The 20,747-nt window shown below is 66.8% G+C and carries 19 protein-coding genes; 6 read left to right on the forward strand and 13 right to left on the reverse strand.

Features of this window, described 5'->3' with window-relative positions:
* Nucleotides 1-65: 65 nt before the first annotated feature.
* Entirely contained in the window at nt 66-809 is a 744-nt protein-coding gene (locus R1L06_RS01475; protein ID WP_164080262.1) for an SDR family oxidoreductase, read from the forward strand.
* 113 nt (nt 810-922) lie between these two features.
* On the opposite strand, the gene R1L06_RS01480 is transcribed toward R1L06_RS01475, so the two are convergent.
* Genes R1L06_RS01480 through R1L06_RS01490 form a run of 3 tightly spaced genes read right to left on the reverse strand, consistent with a single transcriptional unit; the run spans nt 923 to nt 6,413 of the window.
* Entirely contained in the window at nt 923-4,000 is a 3,078-nt protein-coding gene (locus tag R1L06_RS01480; RefSeq protein ID WP_317216726.1) for an efflux RND transporter permease subunit, read from the reverse strand.
* Nucleotides 3,997-5,169: an efflux RND transporter periplasmic adaptor subunit gene (locus R1L06_RS01485; RefSeq protein WP_317216727.1), complete on the reverse strand. Its 1,173-nt coding sequence runs from the start codon at nt 5,167-5,169 to the stop codon at nt 3,997-3,999. Before R1L06_RS01485 ends, R1L06_RS01480 begins: the two co-directional genes overlap by 4 nt.
* Complete coding sequence (locus R1L06_RS01490) at nt 5,166-6,413, reverse strand: TolC family protein (RefSeq protein WP_317216728.1); 1,248 nt, start codon at nt 6,411-6,413, stop codon at nt 5,166-5,168. The genes R1L06_RS01485 and R1L06_RS01490 overlap by 4 nt, the downstream gene beginning before the upstream one ends.
* 62 nt (nt 6,414-6,475) lie before the next feature.
* Between R1L06_RS01490 and R1L06_RS01495 the strand changes: the two genes are divergently transcribed.
* Both R1L06_RS01495 and R1L06_RS01500 read left to right on the forward strand, forming a co-directional pair.
* Nucleotides 6,476-7,150 carry a response regulator gene (locus R1L06_RS01495; RefSeq protein WP_180865037.1) on the forward strand — a complete coding sequence of 225 codons (675 nt, stop codon included), beginning with the start codon at nt 6,476-6,478 and terminating at the stop codon, nt 7,148-7,150.
* A complete protein-coding gene (locus R1L06_RS01500; RefSeq protein ID WP_317216729.1) occupies nt 7,143-8,522 on the forward strand; it encodes a sensor histidine kinase in 1,380 nt (459 codons plus the stop codon). Before R1L06_RS01495 ends, R1L06_RS01500 begins: the two co-directional genes overlap by 8 nt.
* A 349-nt stretch (nt 8,523-8,871) precedes the next feature.
* Here the strand turns inward: R1L06_RS01500 and R1L06_RS01505 are convergent, their stop codons facing one another.
* The 3 genes from R1L06_RS01505 to R1L06_RS01515 all read right to left on the reverse strand — a co-directional run bounded on the left by R1L06_RS01505 (nt 8,872) and on the right by R1L06_RS01515 (nt 12,065).
* The gene (locus R1L06_RS01505; protein ID WP_317216730.1) at nt 8,872-11,217 is read right to left on the reverse strand and encodes a GH92 family glycosyl hydrolase; all 2,346 of its coding nucleotides are present in this window, start codon (nt 11,215-11,217) and stop codon (nt 8,872-8,874) included.
* 102 nt (nt 11,218-11,319) lie between these two features.
* Nucleotides 11,320-11,643, reverse strand: a complete 324-nt coding sequence (locus R1L06_RS01510; RefSeq protein WP_317216731.1) for a thioredoxin family protein — start codon at nt 11,641-11,643, stop codon at nt 11,320-11,322.
* Nucleotides 11,644-11,648: 5 nt separating this feature from the next.
* Nucleotides 11,649-12,065, reverse strand: coding sequence for a baeRF12 domain-containing protein (locus tag R1L06_RS01515; RefSeq protein ID WP_019337746.1), 417 nt, complete (start codon nt 12,063-12,065; stop codon nt 11,649-11,651).
* Between the two features lie 162 nt (nt 12,066-12,227).
* On the opposite strand from R1L06_RS01515, the gene R1L06_RS01520 reads away from it, so the two are divergent.
* From R1L06_RS01520 to proP, 3 genes are all read left to right on the forward strand, one after another.
* Nucleotides 12,228-12,455, forward strand: coding sequence for a hypothetical protein (locus R1L06_RS01520; RefSeq protein ID WP_049462507.1), 228 nt, complete (start codon nt 12,228-12,230; stop codon nt 12,453-12,455).
* A gap of 85 nt (nt 12,456-12,540) precedes the next feature.
* A complete protein-coding gene (locus R1L06_RS01525) occupies nt 12,541-12,669 on the forward strand; it encodes a hypothetical protein (protein WP_256200907.1) in 129 nt (42 codons plus the stop codon).
* Between the two features lie 263 nt (nt 12,670-12,932).
* Entirely contained in the window at nt 12,933-14,420 is a 1,488-nt protein-coding gene (gene proP / locus R1L06_RS01530) for a glycine betaine/L-proline transporter ProP (RefSeq protein ID WP_317216732.1), read from the forward strand.
* Nucleotides 14,421-14,513: 93 nt separating this feature from the next.
* Here the strand turns inward: proP and R1L06_RS01535 are convergent, their stop codons facing one another.
* The 7 genes from R1L06_RS01535 to R1L06_RS01565 all read right to left on the reverse strand — a co-directional run bounded on the left by R1L06_RS01535 (nt 14,514) and on the right by R1L06_RS01565 (nt 20,738).
* On the reverse strand, nt 14,514-15,131 hold the full coding sequence (locus tag R1L06_RS01535; RefSeq protein ID WP_317216733.1) for a hypothetical protein: 618 nt from the start codon (nt 15,129-15,131) through the stop codon (nt 14,514-14,516).
* 109 nt (nt 15,132-15,240) lie between these two features.
* On the reverse strand, nt 15,241-15,867 hold the full coding sequence (locus R1L06_RS01540) for an ATPase (RefSeq protein WP_049399751.1): 627 nt from the start codon (nt 15,865-15,867) through the stop codon (nt 15,241-15,243).
* Nucleotides 15,868-15,870: 3 nt separating this feature from the next.
* Nucleotides 15,871-16,212: a type II toxin-antitoxin system prevent-host-death family antitoxin gene (locus tag R1L06_RS01545; RefSeq protein ID WP_317216734.1), complete on the reverse strand. Its 342-nt coding sequence runs from the start codon at nt 16,210-16,212 to the stop codon at nt 15,871-15,873.
* Nucleotides 16,213-16,283: 71 nt separating this feature from the next.
* Nucleotides 16,284-17,879, reverse strand: a complete 1,596-nt coding sequence (locus R1L06_RS01550; protein ID WP_317216735.1) for a sensor histidine kinase — start codon at nt 17,877-17,879, stop codon at nt 16,284-16,286.
* Nucleotides 17,880-17,888: 9 nt separating this feature from the next.
* Nucleotides 17,889-18,293 (reverse strand): response regulator, encoded by a 405-nt coding sequence (locus R1L06_RS01555; protein WP_019337750.1) that lies wholly within the window; start codon nt 18,291-18,293, stop codon nt 17,889-17,891.
* Between the two features lie 136 nt (nt 18,294-18,429).
* On the reverse strand, nt 18,430-19,884 hold the full coding sequence (locus tag R1L06_RS01560) for a surface lipoprotein assembly modifier (RefSeq protein WP_317216736.1): 1,455 nt from the start codon (nt 19,882-19,884) through the stop codon (nt 18,430-18,432).
* Between the two features lie 89 nt (nt 19,885-19,973).
* The gene (locus R1L06_RS01565) at nt 19,974-20,738 is read right to left on the reverse strand and encodes a Slam-dependent surface lipoprotein (protein ID WP_032129432.1); all 765 of its coding nucleotides are present in this window, start codon (nt 20,736-20,738) and stop codon (nt 19,974-19,976) included.
* Nucleotides 20,739-20,747 lie beyond the last annotated feature (9 nt).

Below are 20,747 nucleotides of genomic sequence, written 5' to 3' on the forward strand. Positions count from 1 at the left end.
ATCCGAACTGATGAGATGGCGAAGATGGCACTGCGCCAGTCCGGCGCGCCCTGCTGGAACCAACCATGCCCACCTCCTCCGCCCGCCGCATCGCCCTGGTCACCGGTGGTTCCCGCGGCATCGGTGCCGCCATTTCCCGGCGGCTCGCCGCCGATGGCCATGACGTGGTGATCAACTATGCCGGCCGCCGCGATGATGCCGAGGCACTGGCCGCCGAACTCAACGCCACCGGCGCACAGGCCATCGCGCTGCAGGCCGATGTGGCCGAGCCGCAGGCGGTGCGCCAGCTGTTCGACGCCATCGAGGCGCGCTTCGGCGGTATCGACGTAGTGGTGAACAGTGCCGGCGTCCTGCAGTTGGCGCCGCTGGCCGACAGCGACGATGCCTTGTTCGAGCGGGTGATCGGGATCAACCTGAAAGGCGCTTTCAACGTGCTGCGCGAAAGCGCGCGACGGGTGCGCGACGGCGGCCGCCTGATCAGCCTGTCCACCAGCGTGGTCGGCATCAGACTGGAGAACTACAGCGTGTACGCGGCCAGCAAGGCGGCGGTGGAAACGATGGCAGCGATCCTCAGCAAGGAGCTGCGTGGGCGCAACATCACCGTGAACACAGTGGCTCCCGGCCCGACCGCCACCGACCTGTTCCTGGAGGGCAAGTCACCGGAACTGATCGAGCGGTTGGCGAAGATGAATCCCCTGGAACGGTTGGGTACGCCGGAGGACATCGCCGGTGCGGTGGCGTTCCTGGCCGGTGCCGATGGCGGGTGGATCAACGGCCAGGTGCTGCGCGCCAATGGCGGGATGGTGTAGGTAGTCGCCCACCTTGGTGGGCGCGTCGCCGCGTGCCCACCAAGGTGGACACCTACCGGGCCATGCCTGGCGGCCGGGTCGCATCCACGCATGGCGTGGATCTACGGTGCCGATCAGCCGGCGCGGGCCTCGCGGCGCCGGTGCACCCAGTAGTACAGCGTCGGCAGCACCAGCAGGGTCAGCAGCATCGCCGACAGCAGGCCACCGATCACCACCACCGCCAGCGGCTTCTGGGTCTCGGCACCGATCGCATGCGAGGTCGCCATCGGCAGCAGGCCGAACATCGCCAGCAGTGCGGTCATCAGCACCGTACGCAGGCGCTGAAGCGAGCCCTGCACCACCGACTGCAGCAGGTCCATGCCCTGCTCGCGCAGCTGGGCGAAGCGACTGAGCATCACCACACCGTTCAGCACCGCCTGCCCGAACAACGCAATGAAACCGATGGCCGCCGACACCGACAGCGGAATGCCGGTCAGCCACAGGGCCAGGATGCCGCCGATCATCGCGAGGGGCACGTTGGCCAGGATCAGTGCTGCGCTGCTGATGTCCTTGAAGGCATCGAACAGCAGCACGAAGATGATCAGCACCGACAGCGGAATCACCCAGCCCAGCCGCTTCATCGCACGCTGCTGGTTCTCGAACTCGCCGGACCACTCCAGCCGGTAGCCTTCCGGCAGCTGCACGCTGGCGTCCACGCGTTTGCGCATGTCGGCCACCACGCTGCCCATGTCACGACCAGCGATGAAGATGCTGACCGCCTTGACCCGCTGTGCGTTTTCGCGCGAGATATTGATCGCGCCGCTGGCCATGCGGAAGTCGGCCACGTCGGACAACGTCACCGTGTGGCCATCGCCGATGCCCACCGGCACCGTACGCAGCCGTTGCAGGTCACGGTCGGCATCGTCCAGGCGCAACGTGATCGGGAACCTGCGGTCGCCCTCCCACAGCTCGCCGACCTGGCGCCCGCCCAGTGCAGTCTCGATCACTTCGTCGATGTCGCGCACGTTCAGGCCATAGCGCGCAGCGCGGTCGCGGTCGATCTCGATCTGCAGCTGCGGCAAGGAGCCATCACGGTCGATGAAGGCACTCTCCACGCCCTCCACGCCACGCACCTGGCCCAGGATCGCCTGCGCCTGCCGGTTCAGCACGTCAAGGTCCGAGCCACTGACCTTGATCACCACCTGGCCCTTGATCTGCGAGATGCTCTCCAGGATGTTGTCGCGCACCGGCTGCGAGATCGAGAACTCCGGCCCCGGAATGCGCTGCTCCAGCGTGCGCTGCAGGTCGCTCACCAGCTGCCGCTTGTCCACCCCCTTCGGCCATTCCTTCTCCGGCTTCAACGCCACCAGTGCCTCGATCTGGTTGGCGCCCTTGGCATCGGAGCCGTCTTCCGGCCGCCCCAGCTTGGCCACCACCGTCGATACCTGCGGGAAGGTTCCAACCAGCTCGCGGATGCGCCGCGACTGCTGCTGTGCTTCGGCCAGGCTGGTGCTGGGGTCAAGCGTGGCGGTCAGCCAGATCGAGCCCTCGTCCAGCTCGGGCAGGAACTCCGAACCCAGGCGGGTACCCAGTGCCAACGTACCCACCAGCAACGCAACTGCGGTCAGCACCACCGCACGCGGTCGGGCCAACGCACGCTCCAGGATCGGCCGGTACCAGCCGGTCAGGCGGTCCATCAGCGGATTGCCATCGCGCACGCGGTCCCGTCGCAGCCACCAGTAGCAGAACAGCGGCACCACGGTCAGCGCCAGGATCAACGCACCGATCAGGGCCGAGGTCACCGAGTACGCCATCGGCGCGAACATGCGGCCTTCCTGGCGCTGCAGGGTGAAGATCGGGATGTGCGCGGCGATGATGATCAGCATCGAGAAGAACGTCGGCCGGCCCACTTCCGATGCGGCGGAAAGAATGGTCGAGAACCGCGTCTTCCGATCAGCCGTAGGTGGCAGCTTCGACAATCGCGAGACAATGTGCTCGGTGACGATCACCGCGCCATCGATGATGATGCCGAAGTCCATCGCACCCAAGGACAGCAGGTTGGCCGGCACGCCCCACAGGTGCAGGCCAAGGAAGGTCGAGAGCAGCGCCAGCGGCATCATCGCCGCCACGATCAGCGCGGCGCGGGCGTTGTACAGGAACAGCCACAGCACCAGGAACACCAGCACCGCACCTTCCAGCAGGTTGCGGAAGACGGTCTTCAAGGTGGTCGACACCAGCCAGGAGCGGTCGTAGAACGGCTCGATGCTGACCCCGGCCGGCAGCTGGTTCGCTTCGATCTCGGCGATGCGCGCATGCAGGGCGTCGAGTACGTCGGACGGATTCTCGCCCTTGCGCATCAGCACCATGCCGAACACAGCATCGTCATTTTCGTCCTGGCCGACCAGGCCCTGCCGTGGCAGGCCGGTATCGGCGATCCCGGCGAGGTCGCGCACCAGGATCGGCGTGCCACCACGCTGCTCCACGACCACGTTGCCGATGTCGGCCGGCGAACGCATCAGCCCCATGCCGCGGATCAGGAACTGCTGCTGGCCGCGCTCCACGTAGCCGCCGCCGGCGTTCGAGCTGCCCTTTTCCAGCGCCTCGGCGAATTCACCGAGGCTGATCCCGCGGTCACGCAGCTTGTCCAGGTCCGGCTTGACCTGGAAGGTGCGCGCGAACCCGCCGAAGCTGATCACATCGGCCACGCCCGGCACGGTGCGCAGGCTGCGCTCCATCGTCCATTCCTGCACCGTGCGCAGCTGGGTCGGCGTCATGTGCGGGCCCTTGAGTACGTAGCGGTAGATCTCGCCCACCGCCGAACTCATCGCCTCCAGCTCCGGGGTCACGCCCTCCGGCAGCTCCACGCCCTGCAGGCGCTCCAGCACCTGCTGCCGCGCGAAATAGTCGTCGGCCTTGTCGTCGAAGGTCAGGATGATCATCGACAGGCCGAACTGGGTATGCGAGAACACCCGCACCGAATGCGGAATGCCGGACAAGGCCACTTCCAGCGGCATCGTCACTTCGCGTTCCACCTCTTCGGCGGCGCGGCCCGGGTGCAGCGACACCACCGTCACCTGGGTGTCGGAGACGTCCGGGAAGGCCTCCACCGGCAGCACGCGGAACGCGGCGATGCCGCCGCCGATGAACAACAGCAGTGCCAGCATCACCATCAGCGGCTGGCGCAGGCAATAGGCAATCAGGCGATCGATCATGGGGCGGCATGCCCCGCGCCGGTGCTGGCGGCCGCTGGCGCGCTGTCGACCAGCTGCTGCAGCAGCAGGCCCCCTTCGACCACCACCCTGCTGCCAACCGCCAGGCCGTCACGCACCCACAGTCGGCCGTCACCCAGCTCCTCGGCGTGCACGGCGTGGCGCACGTAGCGGCCCTTGCCCCCTTCCACGAACACGACCTGCGTGCCGTCGATCAGCAGCACGGCCGCATCGGGCAGCGAGACGCCACCTTCGGCTGGCAATGCCACCTGGGCGCGCACGTACTGCCCGGCCTTGAAACCACGTGCGCGGTTGTCCAGCTCGGCGCGTGCCTGCACCACGCGGCGATCGCTGTCGACGAAATCGTCCACATGCTGCAGGATCGCCTGCAGCGGCTGGCCATCTGCACCCGGCACGCTCACCTGCATGCCAGCCTTCAAGCGTCCGGCCAGGCTTTCGGGGACGTCCAGCAACAGCCACAGGTGGTCCGGATCGCCAATCACTGCCAACGGCTGTTCGCTGTCCGGGCTGACCGACATGCCCGGGCTCATCCGCCGCTCCACCAGCACGCCATCGATGGGCGCGCGCAGCGGCAGGCGCTGGTCGACGCGCTGGCCGTTGCCATAGGCCTTGGCGAAGGCGGCCGCGCGTGCATGATCAGCCTGACTGCCAGCGAAGTTTGCCTCGGCCTCGTCCAGTTCACGACCCGACGCCACTCCCGCCGCATGCAGTTCGCGGGTACGGTCCAGTTCCTTGCGTGCCTGCTGCAGCTCGGCGCGACCACGGGCACCTTCAGCCTGAGCCTGGCCGAACTCGGGCGAGGTGATCCAGGCGATGACCTGGCCGGCTTTCACCTTCTGCCCCGGCTGTGCCTCGATGCGCGCTACCTGCCCCGACAGCGGCGTGTGAAGTGCGCTGGAGCGCGTCTCATCCCAGACCACCCGGCCCGGCAGCTGTAGGCTGGCGCTGGCGCCGGCACTCACTGTCTCGCTGCGCAGCACGTCCAGCTGGCGGCTGTCGGAAGGAAACTGAATCTGGCCGGCGCTGACCCGAGGTGCGTCCTCAAGATAGGAAGCTGGCTCTCGACCACAGCCGCCCAGCAGGATCAGCGCCAGCAAGACGGGCAGCACAGCGTGTCGCGCCTGCGGGCGATAGGCGACGGTGGACTTCATCGGGACTCTCCTTCGGCAACGGATGTGGCGGCTTCCCAGCGCGCCAGGGCAATGGCATGGTCGGCACGCGCTTCAATCAGCGCGGCCTCGAACTCGCGCCAGCTGCGGCGCGCGTCCAGCAGGTCGGTCAGGCTTGCAGCACCACGCCGGTAGGCCAGCTCGATGCCCTGCACGGCCTTGCGTGCGGCGTCTGACTGCAGCCCCTCGTAGTCGGTGCGACGCTGTGCGGCGGACTGCGCGCTGGCCTGCAGCTGGTCCAGTTCGGCGCGTGCCTCACGCTGCAACACCTGCAGCTCCAGCGCGGCGCTGTCACGGTCGGCCTCGGCACGCTGGATCGCGCCGCGCGCGCGCGACGGCCCCCCCAGCGGAATGGTCAACGACACGCCCCAGGTAACACCGCTGATGTCGGTCGGCTCTCGTTCGGCCTCCACGCCCAGCTGGATATCGCGATGGCGCTCGCTGCGCGCCAGGGCCACGCCTGCGTCGGCCGCGACCAGGCGCGAACGCGCGGCACGCAGGTCGGCGCGCTGCTGCGGGTCGAACGCGCGTACATCGGCCACGCTGCTGGCATCCGGCCAGGGGTCATCAGCACTGAGGTCGCGGCTGTCATCGCTGCCCAGCAGCATCCCCAGCACATTCCGCGCGTCACGCAGATCCAATGCTGCCTCGCGCGCCGCGTCCGCCACAGCCAGGTCGTCCACAGCCAGCCGCGCGCGATCCACCGGTGCCATCGCCCCTGTCGCAACCTGCTTATCCGCCGCCGCCATCTGCTCGGCCGAACTCTGCCGGTTGGCGTCGGCAATCTGGGCCCGCTCCTGCGCGCCCTTCAGGCCGAAATAGGCTTCATGCAGTGCCACCTGTTGGCGGCGCCGGGTATCGAGCATGTCCAGTCCGGCCACCGCCAGCAGCGCTTCCGCCTGGCGGACGCGCAATGCACGCTTGCCACCGCGTTCCCAGGTCCAGCCCAGGCCCACGGTGCTGTCCACCCGCTTGTCCTGCCAACGTCCAGGGCCGATGCCGTGCTTGGGGCTGATCTTGCTGGTGCCGATCGACAGCTCGGTGGCCGGGCGCAGCGCCGCCGTCTGCGCGTCACCCTGCACCCCGCGCAGCTCCAGTGCCGCGGCGCGCAGGTCCGGGTTGTGCGCTTCCATTGCACGCTGCGCTTCTGCCAGGGACAGCGCCGAAGCCGCAGGCGCGCACAAAAGGGCGGCCAGCACGACCGCAAGACGAGGGGAGAAATTCATGCACGTCACGGTAAGGTGACGGACTTGCGCCAAACTTGCCCCAACCTTGCACGAAGCTTGCAATGCGAATCCTGCTGATCGAAGACGATGCCGCCCTGGCCGATGGACTGATCCGCGCCCTGCAGGGTGCCGGCCATCTGTGCGACCACCTCTCGCGCGGACTGCACGCACCTGCGGCGCTGGCCAGTGCACCCTATGATGTGATGGTGCTGGACCTTTCATTGCCGGACGTGGATGGCCTCGACCTGCTCTCGCGCCTGCGCAACGATGGCACCACCTTGCCGGTACTGATCCTGACCGCACGCGATGGCGTGGAGGACCGCATCCTCGGCCTCGACCGCGGCGGCGATGACTACCTGGCAAAACCATTCGCGCTGGGCGAGCTGGAAGCGCGCCTGCGTGCGTTGTCGCGCCGCCGCAGTGACGCACCGGCACAGAAGCGATTGGGCCGGCTGTGCTTCGACAGCATCCGCAACGAAGTGCAGGTGGAAGGCCAGCGCATCGAGCTGACCGCACGCGAGCTGTCGCTGGTCGAAGCGTTGATGCAGCACCCCGGCCGCACCGTGACCAAGCAGCGCCTGTTCGATGCGCTCTACAGCTGGGACCACGAGGCCAACCTGTCGGTGATCGAGGTGCATGTCAGCCGCCTGCGCCGCAAGCTGGAACAGGCGCGCGCCGGCGTCGGCATCCGCATGTTGCGTGGCCTTGGCTACCGGCTGGAGGCCGTGGGTGACTGAGCGCGTGCACAGCCTGCGCGGCCTGCTGCTGCGACGCCTGTGGCTGCCGCTGCTGGTGCTGCTGCTGTGCAGTGCGGTGGGTTCGTTCGCGCTGGCGCGCTTCTACGCCGGCCAGGTCTACGACCGCTGGCTGCTGGACTCGGCGATGTCATTGTCCGAGCTGGTGACAGTGCAGGATGGCCGCGCCTCGATCGAGATCACCCCGGCCGTATCGCGCATGTTCACCTGGGACACCGCCGACGAAGTACATGGCGAGGTGGTCGACGCCGCAGGAGGGCGCCTGTATGGCGATCTGCCCGAGGCATTGCCGCGTCCGGCGAGCGCCGCCGCGAATGACGATGCGGTCTACTACGATGCGCGCCTGCGTGGTCAACCGGTGCGCATGGTCGAAGTGGTGGTCAGCGCCGGGCCGGGCCATGACATCCGGCTGCGCGTGGCCGAGACGCTGCGCAAGCGCCACCGGCTGGAACGCAAGTTGCTGCTGACCAGCGTGCCGTTCCAGGCCGCGATCCTGGCACTGGCGGCGTGGCTGGCATGGTCCGGTACCGGCGCCGCCGCAGGCCACGCCAACCTGGTCGCGCGGAAGCTGGCCAGCCCGCGGCCGGATCCGTTGGCACCGCTGGATCCTGCACAGGAAGCCCCGCGCGAACTGTGGCCGGCGGTTGAGGCGTACAACGCCCTGCTGCAGCGCCTGGACGCGATGCAGGATGCGCAGCGGCGCTTCGTCAGCAACGCCGCACATCAACTGCGCACCCCGTTGGCGGCCATGCAGGTGGAGCTGGAGAGCTCATTGCGCCAGCATGATCCGCAGGGCCAGCAGCTGGCGCTGTCCGGCACGCTGGCCGGGTTGGCCCGCTTGCAGCATCTGGTCAACCAGCTGCTTATGCTCAGCCGATCGGAAGATCCGCATGGCAGTGCACTGCCGCTGCAGCCAGTGGACCTGGACGCGTTGGCGCGCAGCGTGGTGGAGCGCTATGCGGACCGTGCATTGGCTGAAGGCGTGGACCTGGGTTATGACGGGCCCGACGACGGCGTGCAGGTACAGGGCGATCCGCAGCTGCTGCGCGAGGCGTTGGGCAACCTGCTGGACAACGCGCTGCGCTATGGTGCCGTGCGTGGCGTGATCACCCTGGGACTACAGCAGGATGCCGAGGGCGTGCAGGTGTGGGTGGACGATGACGGCTCCGGCATTGCCGAAGCCGAGCGCACGCGCGTCACGGAACGCTTCTACCGGGCCAGCAGTGAAGGCGATGGCTGTGGGCTGGGACTGGCGATCGTGGCCGAGATCGCGCAGCGGCATGATGCGGCGCTGGTGATCGATACCGCCCCGATCGGTGGCGCGCGGGTGGGGATGCGGTTTCGATCCCGCTGACGTCCTGCGTGCCAACCAAGGTTGGCACCTACCCGGTCACGCCATCCGGTAGTCGCCCGCCTTGGTGGGCGCTGTTGACGTCCCGCATGCCAACCAAGGTCGGCACCTACCAAAAGCACCCCAGCCGGCGGATTCCGGTAGACGCCCACCTTGGTGGGCGCCGTTGACCTCCCGCGTGCCAACCGAGGTTGGCACCTACCAAAGGCACCCCAGCCGGCGGGCCCCGGTAGATGCCAACCTTGGTTGGCGCCGTTGATGTCCTGCATGCCAACCAAGGTTGGCACCTACCAAAAGCACCCCAGCCGGCGGACCCCGGTAGATGCCAACCTTGGTTGGCACCTACCCATCATCATCGGCTCATCGAATACGGCGCCTGCGCGCCCTGCCCCGGCCAGTCCCTGTTCGGCTCGGCCTGCATGCTGAAGCGCAGCTCGCCACCGGCCAGGATCTCGTCGTGGCGCAGGAAGGTGCGCTGCAATGGCTTGCCGTTGAGGCTCACATTGCCCACATAGGTGTGCTTGTCATCCAGCCCATCGGCCACGATGGTGAAGGTCTTGCCGTTCGGCAGGCGCATCGCGGTCTTCGGCAGGAACGGGCGACCCAGGATGTACTCGCCCGACCCCGGGGCCACCGGGTAGAAGCCCAAGGCGGTGAACACGTACCACGCCGACATCTGGCCGACGTCATCATTGCCGGCCAGGCCATCGGGGCGGTCGGCGTACTGGGTATCCATGATCTGCTTCAGGCGCGCCTGCGTGCGCCACGGCTGACCGGCATACGAATACAGGTAGGCGACGTGGTGGCTGGGCTCGTTGCCGTGCGCATACCAGCCGATCAGCCCGGTGATGTCTTCCATGTGCTCGAAGATGGACGGGTCGACCTTGGCGTTGAACACCTCGTCCAGGCGCGCGAGCAGCTTGTCACTGCCACCGTGCGCTGCCGCCAGACCGGCCACATCCTGCGGCACGTACCATGAGTACTGCCAGGCATTGCCCTCGGTGTAGTCGGTGCCGTATCCACTGGCGCTGGGGTCGAATGGCGTGCGGAAGCTGCCATCGCGCTTGCGTGCGCGCATGAAGCCGGTGTCTTTGTCGAAGGCGTTGCGCCAGTTGCCGGCGCGCTTGTCGAAGGTGGCCGCAACATCGGTCTTGCCCATCGCCTGTGCCATGCGCGCGATGGTCCAGTCGTCGAAGGCGTACTCCAGTGTCTTGCTGGCCGCTTCGCCTTCCTCGTCGATCGGCACATATCCCAGCTCGCGGTACTGCGCGATGCCGTCGTAGGGCCCGTAGTTGGCGGTCTCGACCATCGCCTTCAGTGCCTTGTCGGCGTCGAAGCCGCGGATACCTTTCACGTAGGCGTCGGCGATCACCGGCACGGCGTGGTAGCCGATCATGCACCAGTCTTCCAGGCCATGGAATGACCACACCGGCAGCATGCCGTAGGGGCTGTGCTCATGGTGGGCCAGCATCGAATTGACGAAGTCGCTGTTGCGCTTCTCCGGCTGCACCAGCGTCAGCAACGGATGCAGCGCACGGTAGGTATCCCACAGCGAGAACGTCGAATAGTTGGTGTAGCCCTTGGCCTGGTGCACCGCGTTGTCCGAACCGCGGTACTGGCCATCGGCATCCATGAACAACGTCGGCCCCAGCATCGTGTGGTACAGCGCGGTATAGGCGCTGCGTCGCGCATGTTCCGGCGCATCGATATCGAGCACCGACAGCGCCTGCGTCCATTCCTGCTTTGCCTGCGCACGCACGCGGTCGAAATCGAAGCCGGCCACTTCCGCGTCGAGGTTGGCAATGGCACCGGCTTCGCTGACAGGCGAGATCGCAACCTTGACCACCAGCGGTGCATCCAGCTTGCCGAAGGCGAAGGTGCCGACCAGCTGGCGCCCCTCGATCTGTGCGCGCTGCGCCGGATCCTTCTCGCCCGGCGGCGGGAAGCCCTTGTAGACAATGTCCTGCTCGGTGTTGTGCAGCTCATGCCCGGAAAGCGGCCGCGAGAAACGCATCGCGAAATACAGCTGGCGGCCCGGCGCCCAACCACGGGTTTCGCGGAAGCCGGTCACCGTGCCATCGGCGCGCACCCGCACCCGCGACCACAGCACCTTGCCCGGGTAGTCGTACATGCTGGTGCGCATGTCCAGCAGCACCTTGGCATCGGTGCCCTTGGGGAAGGCATAGCGGTGCACGCCCACGCGCGCACTGGTGGTCAGCTCCGCGCGCACCTTGTAGTCATCCAGGGTGACTGCGTAGTAGCCCGGCTCGGCCTTCTCGTCGTCGTGGCGGAAACGCGAGGCGTAGCCGCTGCGTGGCTTTTCCGGATCACCGCGCTCCAGGCCGGGATTGCCGGTGAACGGCATCAGCAGGATGTCGCCGAGGTCCGAATGACCGGTGCCGGAAAAATGCGTGTGCGAGAAGCCGACGATGCTGCTGTCGTCGTAGCGATAGCCGGCTGCCCAGCCATAGGCCTTTTCGCGTGGTTGGATGCGTGTGTCCGGGCTGAGCTGGACCATGCCGAACGGCACTGTGGCACCCGGGTAGGTGTGGCCTTCACCTCCAGTACCAATGAACGGGTCGACCGAGGCGTAGGCCTTGTCGGCGGCGGTTTTGGCGGGAGCGGCCGACGCCAGGCCGGAAGCGAGCATTGCCGTGGCGGCGACAGCGATCAGGAGACGACGGTCCAGCGTGGGCATCGGCGTTTGGATCGATTCAGGTGGTAGCCGGATGCTAGCACTGGGCCTGTCACGCCGCATGCTGCAGTGCGACTGCCCGGTGTCCCGCGCCGGGTTCAATCGTCAACCGGGAATCGCGTTCTGCAACGACATGAGGTCCGCGCTGTGCAGCGGCCTCACCACCCGCGCGACCTCTTCTCCATCGCGCAGCAGCACCACTGTCGGCCACAGCTTCACCTTGAACGCTCGCCCCAATGGCCTTCCCTTGCCATCCTCGATCTTCCAATGCGGCAGATCGTTCGCTTCGACGAAGGCCTGCAACGCGGGCTGCGCGGCCTGGCAATGACCGCACCAGGGCGCACCGAACTCCAGCACCTGCCACCCAGCCTGCGCCGCCACCCCCGCAGAGGTGGGCTCGTTCGGAAGGTGATCACGCATGAACGGCATGAGCGCTACGCCGCCAGTGCCTTCTGGATGTCTTCCAGCGGCGCGTTGGTCAGGTCCTTGGCAATATCCCCGAGCAATCGCGCCTGGACCTCTTTATGCAGCAGCGGACGGATGCGACCCAGCGTGGTCGGGTCGGCGATCAGCACCAGGTGCGCATAGCGGTTCTTCAAGGCATCCTCGTTGAGCTGTTCGGCCACCTGCTTGGCGAACGTAGCCTCGTTGAGCTGCGAGACCGACATGTCCTTCGGCACTGCACCCGCAGGCCCCTGCCCGGACACGCCCTGCTCACTGATGTCCTGCAGGCGCAGCTCGCCCTCCTGCTTCAGGGTCAACTGATGGTTGCTGCCCACGTTGGTGAACACCCGTGCCGAACCACCGTCGGCTACCACGATCAGCGTTCCTTCGGGAATCGTCCGCGCCATTGCATCCTCCATCAACTTGAAAAGTGGGTGTGCGCTCCACCTTATGCACGCCTATGTCACCAGAGCGCGTACAGGATGTGATTCCGTCATCGCAATCTGGAATCCGCCCTAAATTTACCGGGAGGCCTGCCGCTATGGCCTCCATCATCGCGAGGAACCTCTGTGCACGCTGGCTCACTGTTCCACGTCTGCTTCGCCACCAGCCTGGCCATTGCCGGCTGCGCCGGATGCATCCACCAGTTCCTGCAGGGCCAACCGTTTTTCGCCCTGGCCATCATGCTCTCGGTGCTTACCATGATCGGCGCCGCACTGGTCACGCGGAAACTGGCACTGCCGGGCGCCTTGGCGATGGCCTGCACGGTGTTCGGTTTGCTGGCGAAGTCGGCCTGAGCCTTCTGAACAGGCGACGTGGAACACAGCGTGCAGATCAGCCCGCTTCGCTGCACGCTCACGCCGGTGCCGTTATGATGAACGGATGATCGACACGACCCACTACGTGACGGGCGCACCTGTTACGTGGGAAGCACTGCCGACCGGCGCTTCGCTTGCCACGATTGCTCCCGCCCTGCATTTCCATCGCCTCGCGCTGGATCCCGGCGGATGACGCCCGCAGGCCCACGGCCTGCCTTCCCCACACGCTGATGTGACACGCGGCTGCCAACTGCGCGGCCGTTGTGATTCCGTTGCCGCGTTTCCGCCCTTGCGGCGGTGCTTTGCCGTGCGCGTGGCGTTGCGCCTGCACACATTCCCCGGCCCCCACGCCGCCTTCCGATGCCCCTGCGCCACTTGCGCCTGCATCGCCGTTTCCGATTTCCGGGACACACCACAGCACCCATTCCCCTATTCCATACCTACAAGGGAACCCCCATGCAGGACACGCCCGATTCCCATGCCCATTTCGGCTGGTTCAAACGCCGCCGCCACCTGAAGGTCGATGAGATCACCGTCGTCGACAAGCCCATGCTCAAGCGCGCCGTCGGCGCCGCCGCCCTCGGCAATGCCATGGAGTGGTTCGACTTCGGTGTCTACGGCTATCTGGCCGTCACCATCGGCCAGGTGTTCTTCCCGTCGAGCAATCCCACCGCGCAGGTGATCGCGGCCTTCGCCACCTTCACCGTGGCATTCCTGGTGCGCCCGCTGGGTGGCCTGGTGTTCGGCCCGCTCGGCGACCGCTACGGGCGCCAGAAAGTGCTGGCGTTCACCATGATCCTGATGGCGCTGGGTACCTTTGCGATCGGCCTGATTCCTTCCTACGAGCGGATCGGCATCTGGGCACCGGTGCTGTTGCTGCTGGCGCGTGTGGTGCAGGGCTTTTCCACCGGCGGCGAGTATGGCGGTGCGGCCACCTTCATCGCCGAGTATTCCACCGACCGCAACCGCGGGTTGATGGGCAGCTGGCTGGAGTTCGGCACGCTGGGCGGCTACATCGCCGGCGCCGGTACGGTCACCGCACTGCACATGCTGTTGAGCAACGCACAGATGCTGGACTGGGGCTGGCGCATTCCGTTCCTGGTGGCTGGCCCGCTGGGCCTGCTCGGCCTGTACATGCGAATGAAGCTGGAAGAGACCCCGGCATTCCGCGCCTTCGCCGAGGAAGCCGAGAAGCGCGAGCACGACCGGCCCGGGCTGGCCGCGCTGTTCCAGGTGCACGGCCGCCAACTGCTGGTGTGCATGGGCCTGGTGCTGGTGTTCAACGTCACCGACTACATGCTGCTGACCTACATGCCCAGCTACCTCAGCGTCACCATGGGCTACGCCGAGAGCAAAGGCCTGCTGCTGATCATCATCGTGATGCTGGTGATGATGCCGCTGAACATCGTCGGCGGATTGTTCAGTGACAAGCTGGGCCGCCGGCCGATGATCATCGGCGCCTGCATTGCGTTGCTGGTGCTGGCCATTCCGTGCCTGCTGCTGGTCGGCAGCGGCAACGACTGGATGATCTTCCTCGGCCTGATGCTGCTGGGCCTGGCCTTGGTGTGCTTCACCAGCTCGATGCCATCCACGCTGCCAGCGCTGTTCTACACACCGGTGCGCTACAGCGCGCTGTCGATCGCCTTCAACGTCTCGGTGTCGCTGTTCGGTGGCACCACGCCGCTGGTGACCGCATGGCTGGTGGAACGTACCGGCGACCCGCTGGTGCCGGCCTACTACCTGATGGGCGCGGCGGTGGTCGGCCTGATCACGATGCTGTTCGTGAAGGAAACCGCCGGCCTGCCGTTGCGTGGTTCACCGCCGGCCGTCGGCAGCGACAGGGAAGCGGCTGCGCTGCTGAAGAGCGATGCGCCGGTGACAGTGGACCCGAGCCTGCCGCCGTTGCCGGACGTTGCAGAGCCCGAGCAGGTGAAACCGGCCTGAGGCTCGCCGCGAAATGCCATCCACGCATCACGCACGGCGTAGATCTACATGGGGCCAGTGGCGGCGGGCGGATACGCCCGGCGCTACCTGGCGCTATTTCTTGATGCGGGTCAGCTTCCCCGGCATCCAACGCAGCGTCCATGTGTAGTTTCCGTCCGGCGGACAGACGTGGCGGTTCGGGCTCTTCCATTCGCAGACCGTCGCCCCGGCACTGACGGTGAAATCGACAATGATGCGATCACCCTGGATGCGGATCGCGCGGATGGCGCCTGGAATCTGTTCAACCGCGTCGTCACCATAGCCATACTGGCGGATGGCGGCATAGTCCTCTGCTTCAACCGGCGACAGGCTGTTCGGGTTCTCCTGGCCGCGCGGATCGTTTGCCGTCAGCGCCGTCATCACCGCCACCACATTGCGTTGCGCGAAGCTGCCGCCGGTGTAGGTGGACGTATAGAAGTACACGACCTCGGCACGGCCATCGCCATCGAGGTCGGCAACAGCGGTCCACACCGGACGGAAATCGGATTCAATGTCGTCGCCGGGAATCAGCCGCAGGTTGGCTTCGGCGGCGTGGTAGGCCTGTACCAGGCTGGGCGGCGGCGCCACCCGCTTGGACGCGGCAGGCGCGGCCGTCGCCGTCAGGCTGGACAGCGCCAGCGCAGCAAGCACCAGACAGATCGAAGTGGAGCGGAACGTCGCAGGTCCGTGCATGTCGTCCTCCATGAGTGTGCGGTCAGTCTAACCGCAGCTCCGGTGGCGCCCGGTCGTGCACGGCGCGGTTTCGCGCGATGCGTGAAAGACATCCACACATGGCGTGGATCTACTGCGGGGTGTCCAACTCCATCGCACGCATCACGATCGGTTTGGCCCAGTCCGGCGTGTGCAGCAGTTCGGCCACCGAGACCGGGTACTGCAGCTGGCCGCGCTCCATCGCCAGCACAGGGAGGGGCTCGGCGCAGCCTTCTGCGTCGGCCGGCGCGCTGTTGTCGTAGACATGCAGCTCAGCCAGGTGCGGCAGCAGGTCCAACAGGTTCTCGCGCGCCGAATCGAAGCGGGCGTGGATCTTTTCCACCGGAATATCGTGGCCACCGGCCTCTACTCGCGCCGCCACACGGGCGATGTGCAGCTCGACCGTGGCCAGGCCACAGAACCAGATCGCGACGTGATGGTGCTCGCAGGCCTCGCGAAGCAGGCGTGGAATGGTGTTGCCACCCAGCGTTGTTTCGAAGGCGAAGTCCGTGCCATCGGCCATGGCCTGGCGCAGGCGGCGGGTGCCTTCCTGCCAGGCCTCGGCATTGGCTTCGGGCAGCGGCCAGCCAGCCTCGACCAGGCGGCGGGTGAACGAATCGGGGTTGAACCAGCTCAGTCCTTCGGCTTCCAGCCAGGTACCCAGCAGCGAACTTTTGCCGGCGCCATTGACGCCGGCCAGCACCAGGATCCGCCCCATCGTTCAGAGCGGACGGCCGAGGGTGACCTTGCGGCCACGGCGGATCGGCTGGCCCAGCACCTTGCCCAGCCCCTCACCGCGCTGCAGGCTGGCCAGGGTCTGGTCGAACTCACCGCGCAGGCGCAGCAGCTCTTCATTGCGCTCACCGGCGTCACCGCCAGCGGCCTTGGCCAGCAGCTCCTGATACGTGCGGATATCCACGATCACCGCTTCCGGATGATTATGGTTGGTGATGACCAGTGCCTGCTTCTCGCGCACGGTGCGCATCAGGCTCGGCCAGCCACGGGTCTTCACCGACGAGGCCGGGGCCTTCTCAAGGCCAGGCAGATCCAGCGGCAGGGTCATGGCACGGCTCCAGACAGAAGTGGACTATGGCCACTATACCCAATTTGGCCAAATTGGGGATAAATGGACCTTTACCTGACGGAACCCTCCGCCGCCGCGCCCGGAGCATCGGTCTGCAGCAGGCTGTCGCGCTCCCGCAGCGGGAAGCGGATCCAGGCATCCAGGCCTTGTGGGCCAAAGCGCAGCTCCCCGCTGCCAGCCAGCTCGTACGGCACGCGCTGCTCGATCAGCGCCCGGCCCAGGCCGCGCTGGCGGGGCAGCTCCCAGTCCTCCACCTCGGCATGACGCTCGCACCAGTGCAGGCCCAGCCATGGCTGGCCGGCCTGAACCTGCAGATCCCAGGTCACCTCGATCCGGCCATCCTCATGGGTGAGCGCGCCATGCCTCAGCGCGTTGGTCGCTAATTCGTGGATCGCCAGGGACAGTACTTCGGCTGCTTTCGGCGGCAGCAGCACGTCCTCGCCCTGCAGGCGGTAGGCGGCCGCTGCCGGCGTCTGCGCAGCGATCTCCTCTTCGAGCATGCCACGCAGGCAGACGCCGGCATTGGCACCACGGGTCAGCAGGCTCTGCGTGCGTGCCAGCGACATCAGTCGCCCGCACAACCGTTCAGCGTATTCATCCACACTGCTGACCGACTCGCGGGTCCGCCAGGCAATGGCATGGATGGTCGACATGATGTTGCGCACCCGGTGCTGCAGTTCGGCCAGCAATACCGATTGACGCTCAGTGGCACGCTTGAGGTCGTCGATGTCCACCGCGATGGCAAATACCCCGCTGACCTCACCGTCGCCATCGCGCAGGGGCGCGGCAGCGACGCGGGTCCAGCGCGCGCGGCCATCATCATGCAGGTACTGGAACTCCAGCCCCGGCACCACGGTCTCGCCGCGCATCGCGCGGGCGATGGCGAAGTCGTGCGCCTCGATGGCGTTACCGTCCGCATGCCACCCGCGCCATCGATGCAGGTTCACCTCATCCGTGGAAGGCACCTTGCCGCTGGGCAGGTAGGCACGCATCTGGTCGTTGGACAGCTGCAAGCGCCCCTCGGTGTCGACAATGCAGACACCTACCGGCAGCACCTTGAAGGCCAATGCCAGGCGCCGGTCCGCCTCCCGCCGCTTCTGCTCTTCGCGCTCGCGTGCCAATTGGGCCACATGTGCCGCTGTGGTCTCGAACATGGTCACCAACACGCCGTTGATGCGCCCCTCCTCGCCACGGATCGGGCTGTAGGTAATGGTGAACCAGACGTCCTCCAACCACCCGCGGCGCGCCAGGGGATAGAGTTTGTCCTCGTAAGTGATGGTTTCGCCCTGCCAGACGCGCTGGTAGATCGGCCCGTTGATATGCCACACCTCGGGCCAGCACTCGCGGGTCGGCTGGCCGAGCCCGCCGGGATGCTTGTCGGCCAGGATCTCGGCATAACCATCGTTGTAGAGCTGCACCAGCTGCTCGCCCCACAGCACGATCATCGGGAAGCCATGGGCCAGCATCAGGTCGACGGTGGCGCGCAGGTGGGGCGGCCACTGCTCACAGGCACCCAATGGCGTGGACGACCAGTCGTGGCGGGCGATACGCGCGGCCATGCCATCGTGGCGCGCATGCAGGCGCGACGCAGGCGGCATCGAGCCACGCAGCTTGGCGGCGTGGATGCCTTCAGGACGGCGCGACATGCCGCGCAATCAGGCGATGCCCGCAGAGACCTGCGGCGCCGCCACCAGCCCGGCCAGCTGCTGCACCAGGGTTTCGATGTGATAAGGCTTGGTACAGCGCGGCGCACTGGCGAAGCGGCTGGGCAGGTTGTCGTCGTAACCGGAGGTCAGCAGGAAGGGCGTACCCGCCTCGGCCAGCCGATCGGCCAGCGGATAGACCTGCTCACCGCCCAGGTTGATGTCCAGCAATGCCACATCGATGGGATGGGTATCGACCAGCTGCCCCAGCGCCTGCAGGTCACCGGCCGGCCCCACTACCTGTGCGCCTTTCAGCTCCAGATAGTCGACCAGGAACATTGCGATGGCGAATTCATCCTCCGCCACCAGTACACGCAGCCCTTTCAGGCCCTCTGGTTTGTTGCCCGCTTCCAGCACGACCGGCGCTCCTCGATACACGCGGCCCAGCTCTGCCGCAACGCCCGCAGGATGCGCGAACCGGGCTACAAGAGCGCGTGATGATGGATGAAGATCGCGGCCACGGCCCGTTCACCGCGGCATTGCAGCGGCGTGTTCAGAAGACCCGCTCCCACTTCAGGCTGAGCAGGCTGCGGTCGTGGCTGTACAGCCAGCCAACGTTGCTGTCGATGCGCGCGTAGCGCAGGCTCAGGCTGGGTACCAGCCCGGCCACGGCAAGGCGCTCGCTGCGCACGATGGCGATCAGGTTCTGTTCGCTGTCCTCACGCCGCGCCTCCAGCAGCGGACTCCACGCGTCGTAGTCGCGCTCGCGCAACGAGACGAATACGGTGGCGGTGGTGCCACTCCATTGCCGCGCCGCACCCAGCCGCACGCCGCGCTGGCGGTAGCCGTTGGCTGGGTTCGCGGCGCTGCTGTCACTCAGGTCCAGCCCGGCAAAGAGGGTCCAGCGCGGGTTGAGCGCACGGAACCAGGTGGCATACACCGCGGCCAGCTCACCGTCGTAATTGGCGGCCAGGCCACGCTGGCGATAGCGCTGGCGCTTCCAGTCGGCCTCCAGCTTGAGCAGGCTGCGCGCGTCCAGCGCATATTGCCATTCGCCATGCAGCCCGCTGCCGCCCTGCAGGGCCCGGTTGCCGAGGCCCTGATAGTCATAGCTGGGGGCGATCTGCAGGGTATGCCGTGCGCTACGCCAGCTGTAACCCGCCTGCACGTTGGCATTGAGCTCGTTGTAGGCGCTGTGCCCACGCCATGCCTGGCCGAATGCGAGGCCACGCACGTACACGCCATGGTGGCCCTTCAGGGTCCAGCGACGTTCGAGGTTACCGTCGTAGTCCAGGCCCATGGCGCGCTGGGCATCGGGAAGATTGCGCTGGATGATGCAGGTGTCGCCTACCCCGAACAGGCAGGTGCGGCTGGCCGAACTGCGGTTGATGTTGTCGCTCCATGCCGGGCCGGCGGACAGCGCGCCTTTCCAGCGCTGGCGCGCCTGCAGCGCAGCCAGATAGGCGTCCACCCGTCCGCGTACACCTGCGGTGGCGGGGTCATCGGCACTGATGCCATCCGCGATCGCCGCGAACAACGCCACCGCATCGCGATCGCGCTGGTCTTCGGCGTAGACGCGCGCAAGTTCAAGGCGGGCCGGCAGGAAATCCGGCTGTGCCTCCAGCAGCGCCTCGTACTCGTTGGCCGCGCGGTGGTGATTGCCGGCCACCCGCGCCAGGCCGCCCTGCGCATAGTGGCGCAGCAACGGGTCGTGGCCAGGCAGTTCGATGTATTCATCCAGGAAGCGTTGCGCGGCGCCCCATTGCTGATGCTGCAGCGACAGGTACAGCGCCTGGCCCAGATCGTCGACCGTGCGCTCCACGCGCAGGGTCTGGCCGTCGATGGTGATGGTCGGTCGCTCCGACTCGGCCTGCTGCAGGCGCTGCTGGTCCTGCTGCTGATGGCGCAGGTCGGTGCCCTGTTCGAGCACGCGGCGAAGATCGTCCTGCTGGGCGCGCACGTCGGCAGCCGCCAGCAGCAGTACGACAAGGAAGATGGGATGGCGCATGGTCGATCCGTGGTGGTGCATGCAGCGGGCCGAAGCAGGGACTGGCGGATCGCGGCTTGTCCCTGCCCTGCCCCGTCAGGGCGTGGCAATCAGTTCTTGCTGCCGCCGAAGGCGGTGTCGTACTGGCTGTTGCCGCTGAAGGTGGCGATACCGGCCAGGGCGGCCGCGTTGGCGCCGAAGAACTGCCCCTGGGTGGTGCCGGCAACGCTGCCGTTGGCGGTGGCCGAACCGGCGAACGATGCGTCGGCACTGTTGATGTTGGCAACGATGGCCAGGTTCAGGCCGTTGCCCGAGAGCGCACCATCCAGGGTGCCGGCGCCGAAGTCGGCGTCGAAGGTGCCGCTCAGCAGGTTGCTGCCGTTGAACTTGTTCAGGCCAGCAACGGTGTAGGACGCCACGCCAGCAGGCAGCGTGGTGCCGGCGCGGTCACCAACGAAGTAGACCTGGCGGTTGTTGAAGCCACCGGCGGCGCCATCCTTGGACCATTCACCGAACCAGACATCGCCACTGCCGACCTTGACGAAGTTGAAGTGGCCCATGCCGGCGTGGCTGCCCGGTGCGCCGGTGATCGGCATGGCCAGGGTACGTACCGTCACGCCATTGACGGTGGTAGGCGCCGAGTAGGCGCTCAGACCCTGGAAGTCCACCGGCTTGGCCTGGGACACGGTACCGACACCGATACCGGCCTTGCCAGCGCGGTGCGGGCCGCCATTGACCTGCGATTCGCCAACCGCCACATACAGCTCGGCATCGGTCTTGGCACTGGCGGCACCGACGATATCGGCAGCATGCGCGGCACCGACCAGAGCCAGCGAGGCAGCAACGGCGAGAACCGAACGGGAGATCATTTTCATGGTATTGCT

Source organism: Stenotrophomonas mexicanensis, assembly GCF_032911605.1.
In the GTDB taxonomy this organism is placed as follows: domain Bacteria; phylum Pseudomonadota; class Gammaproteobacteria; order Xanthomonadales; family Xanthomonadaceae; genus Stenotrophomonas; species Stenotrophomonas maltophilia_A.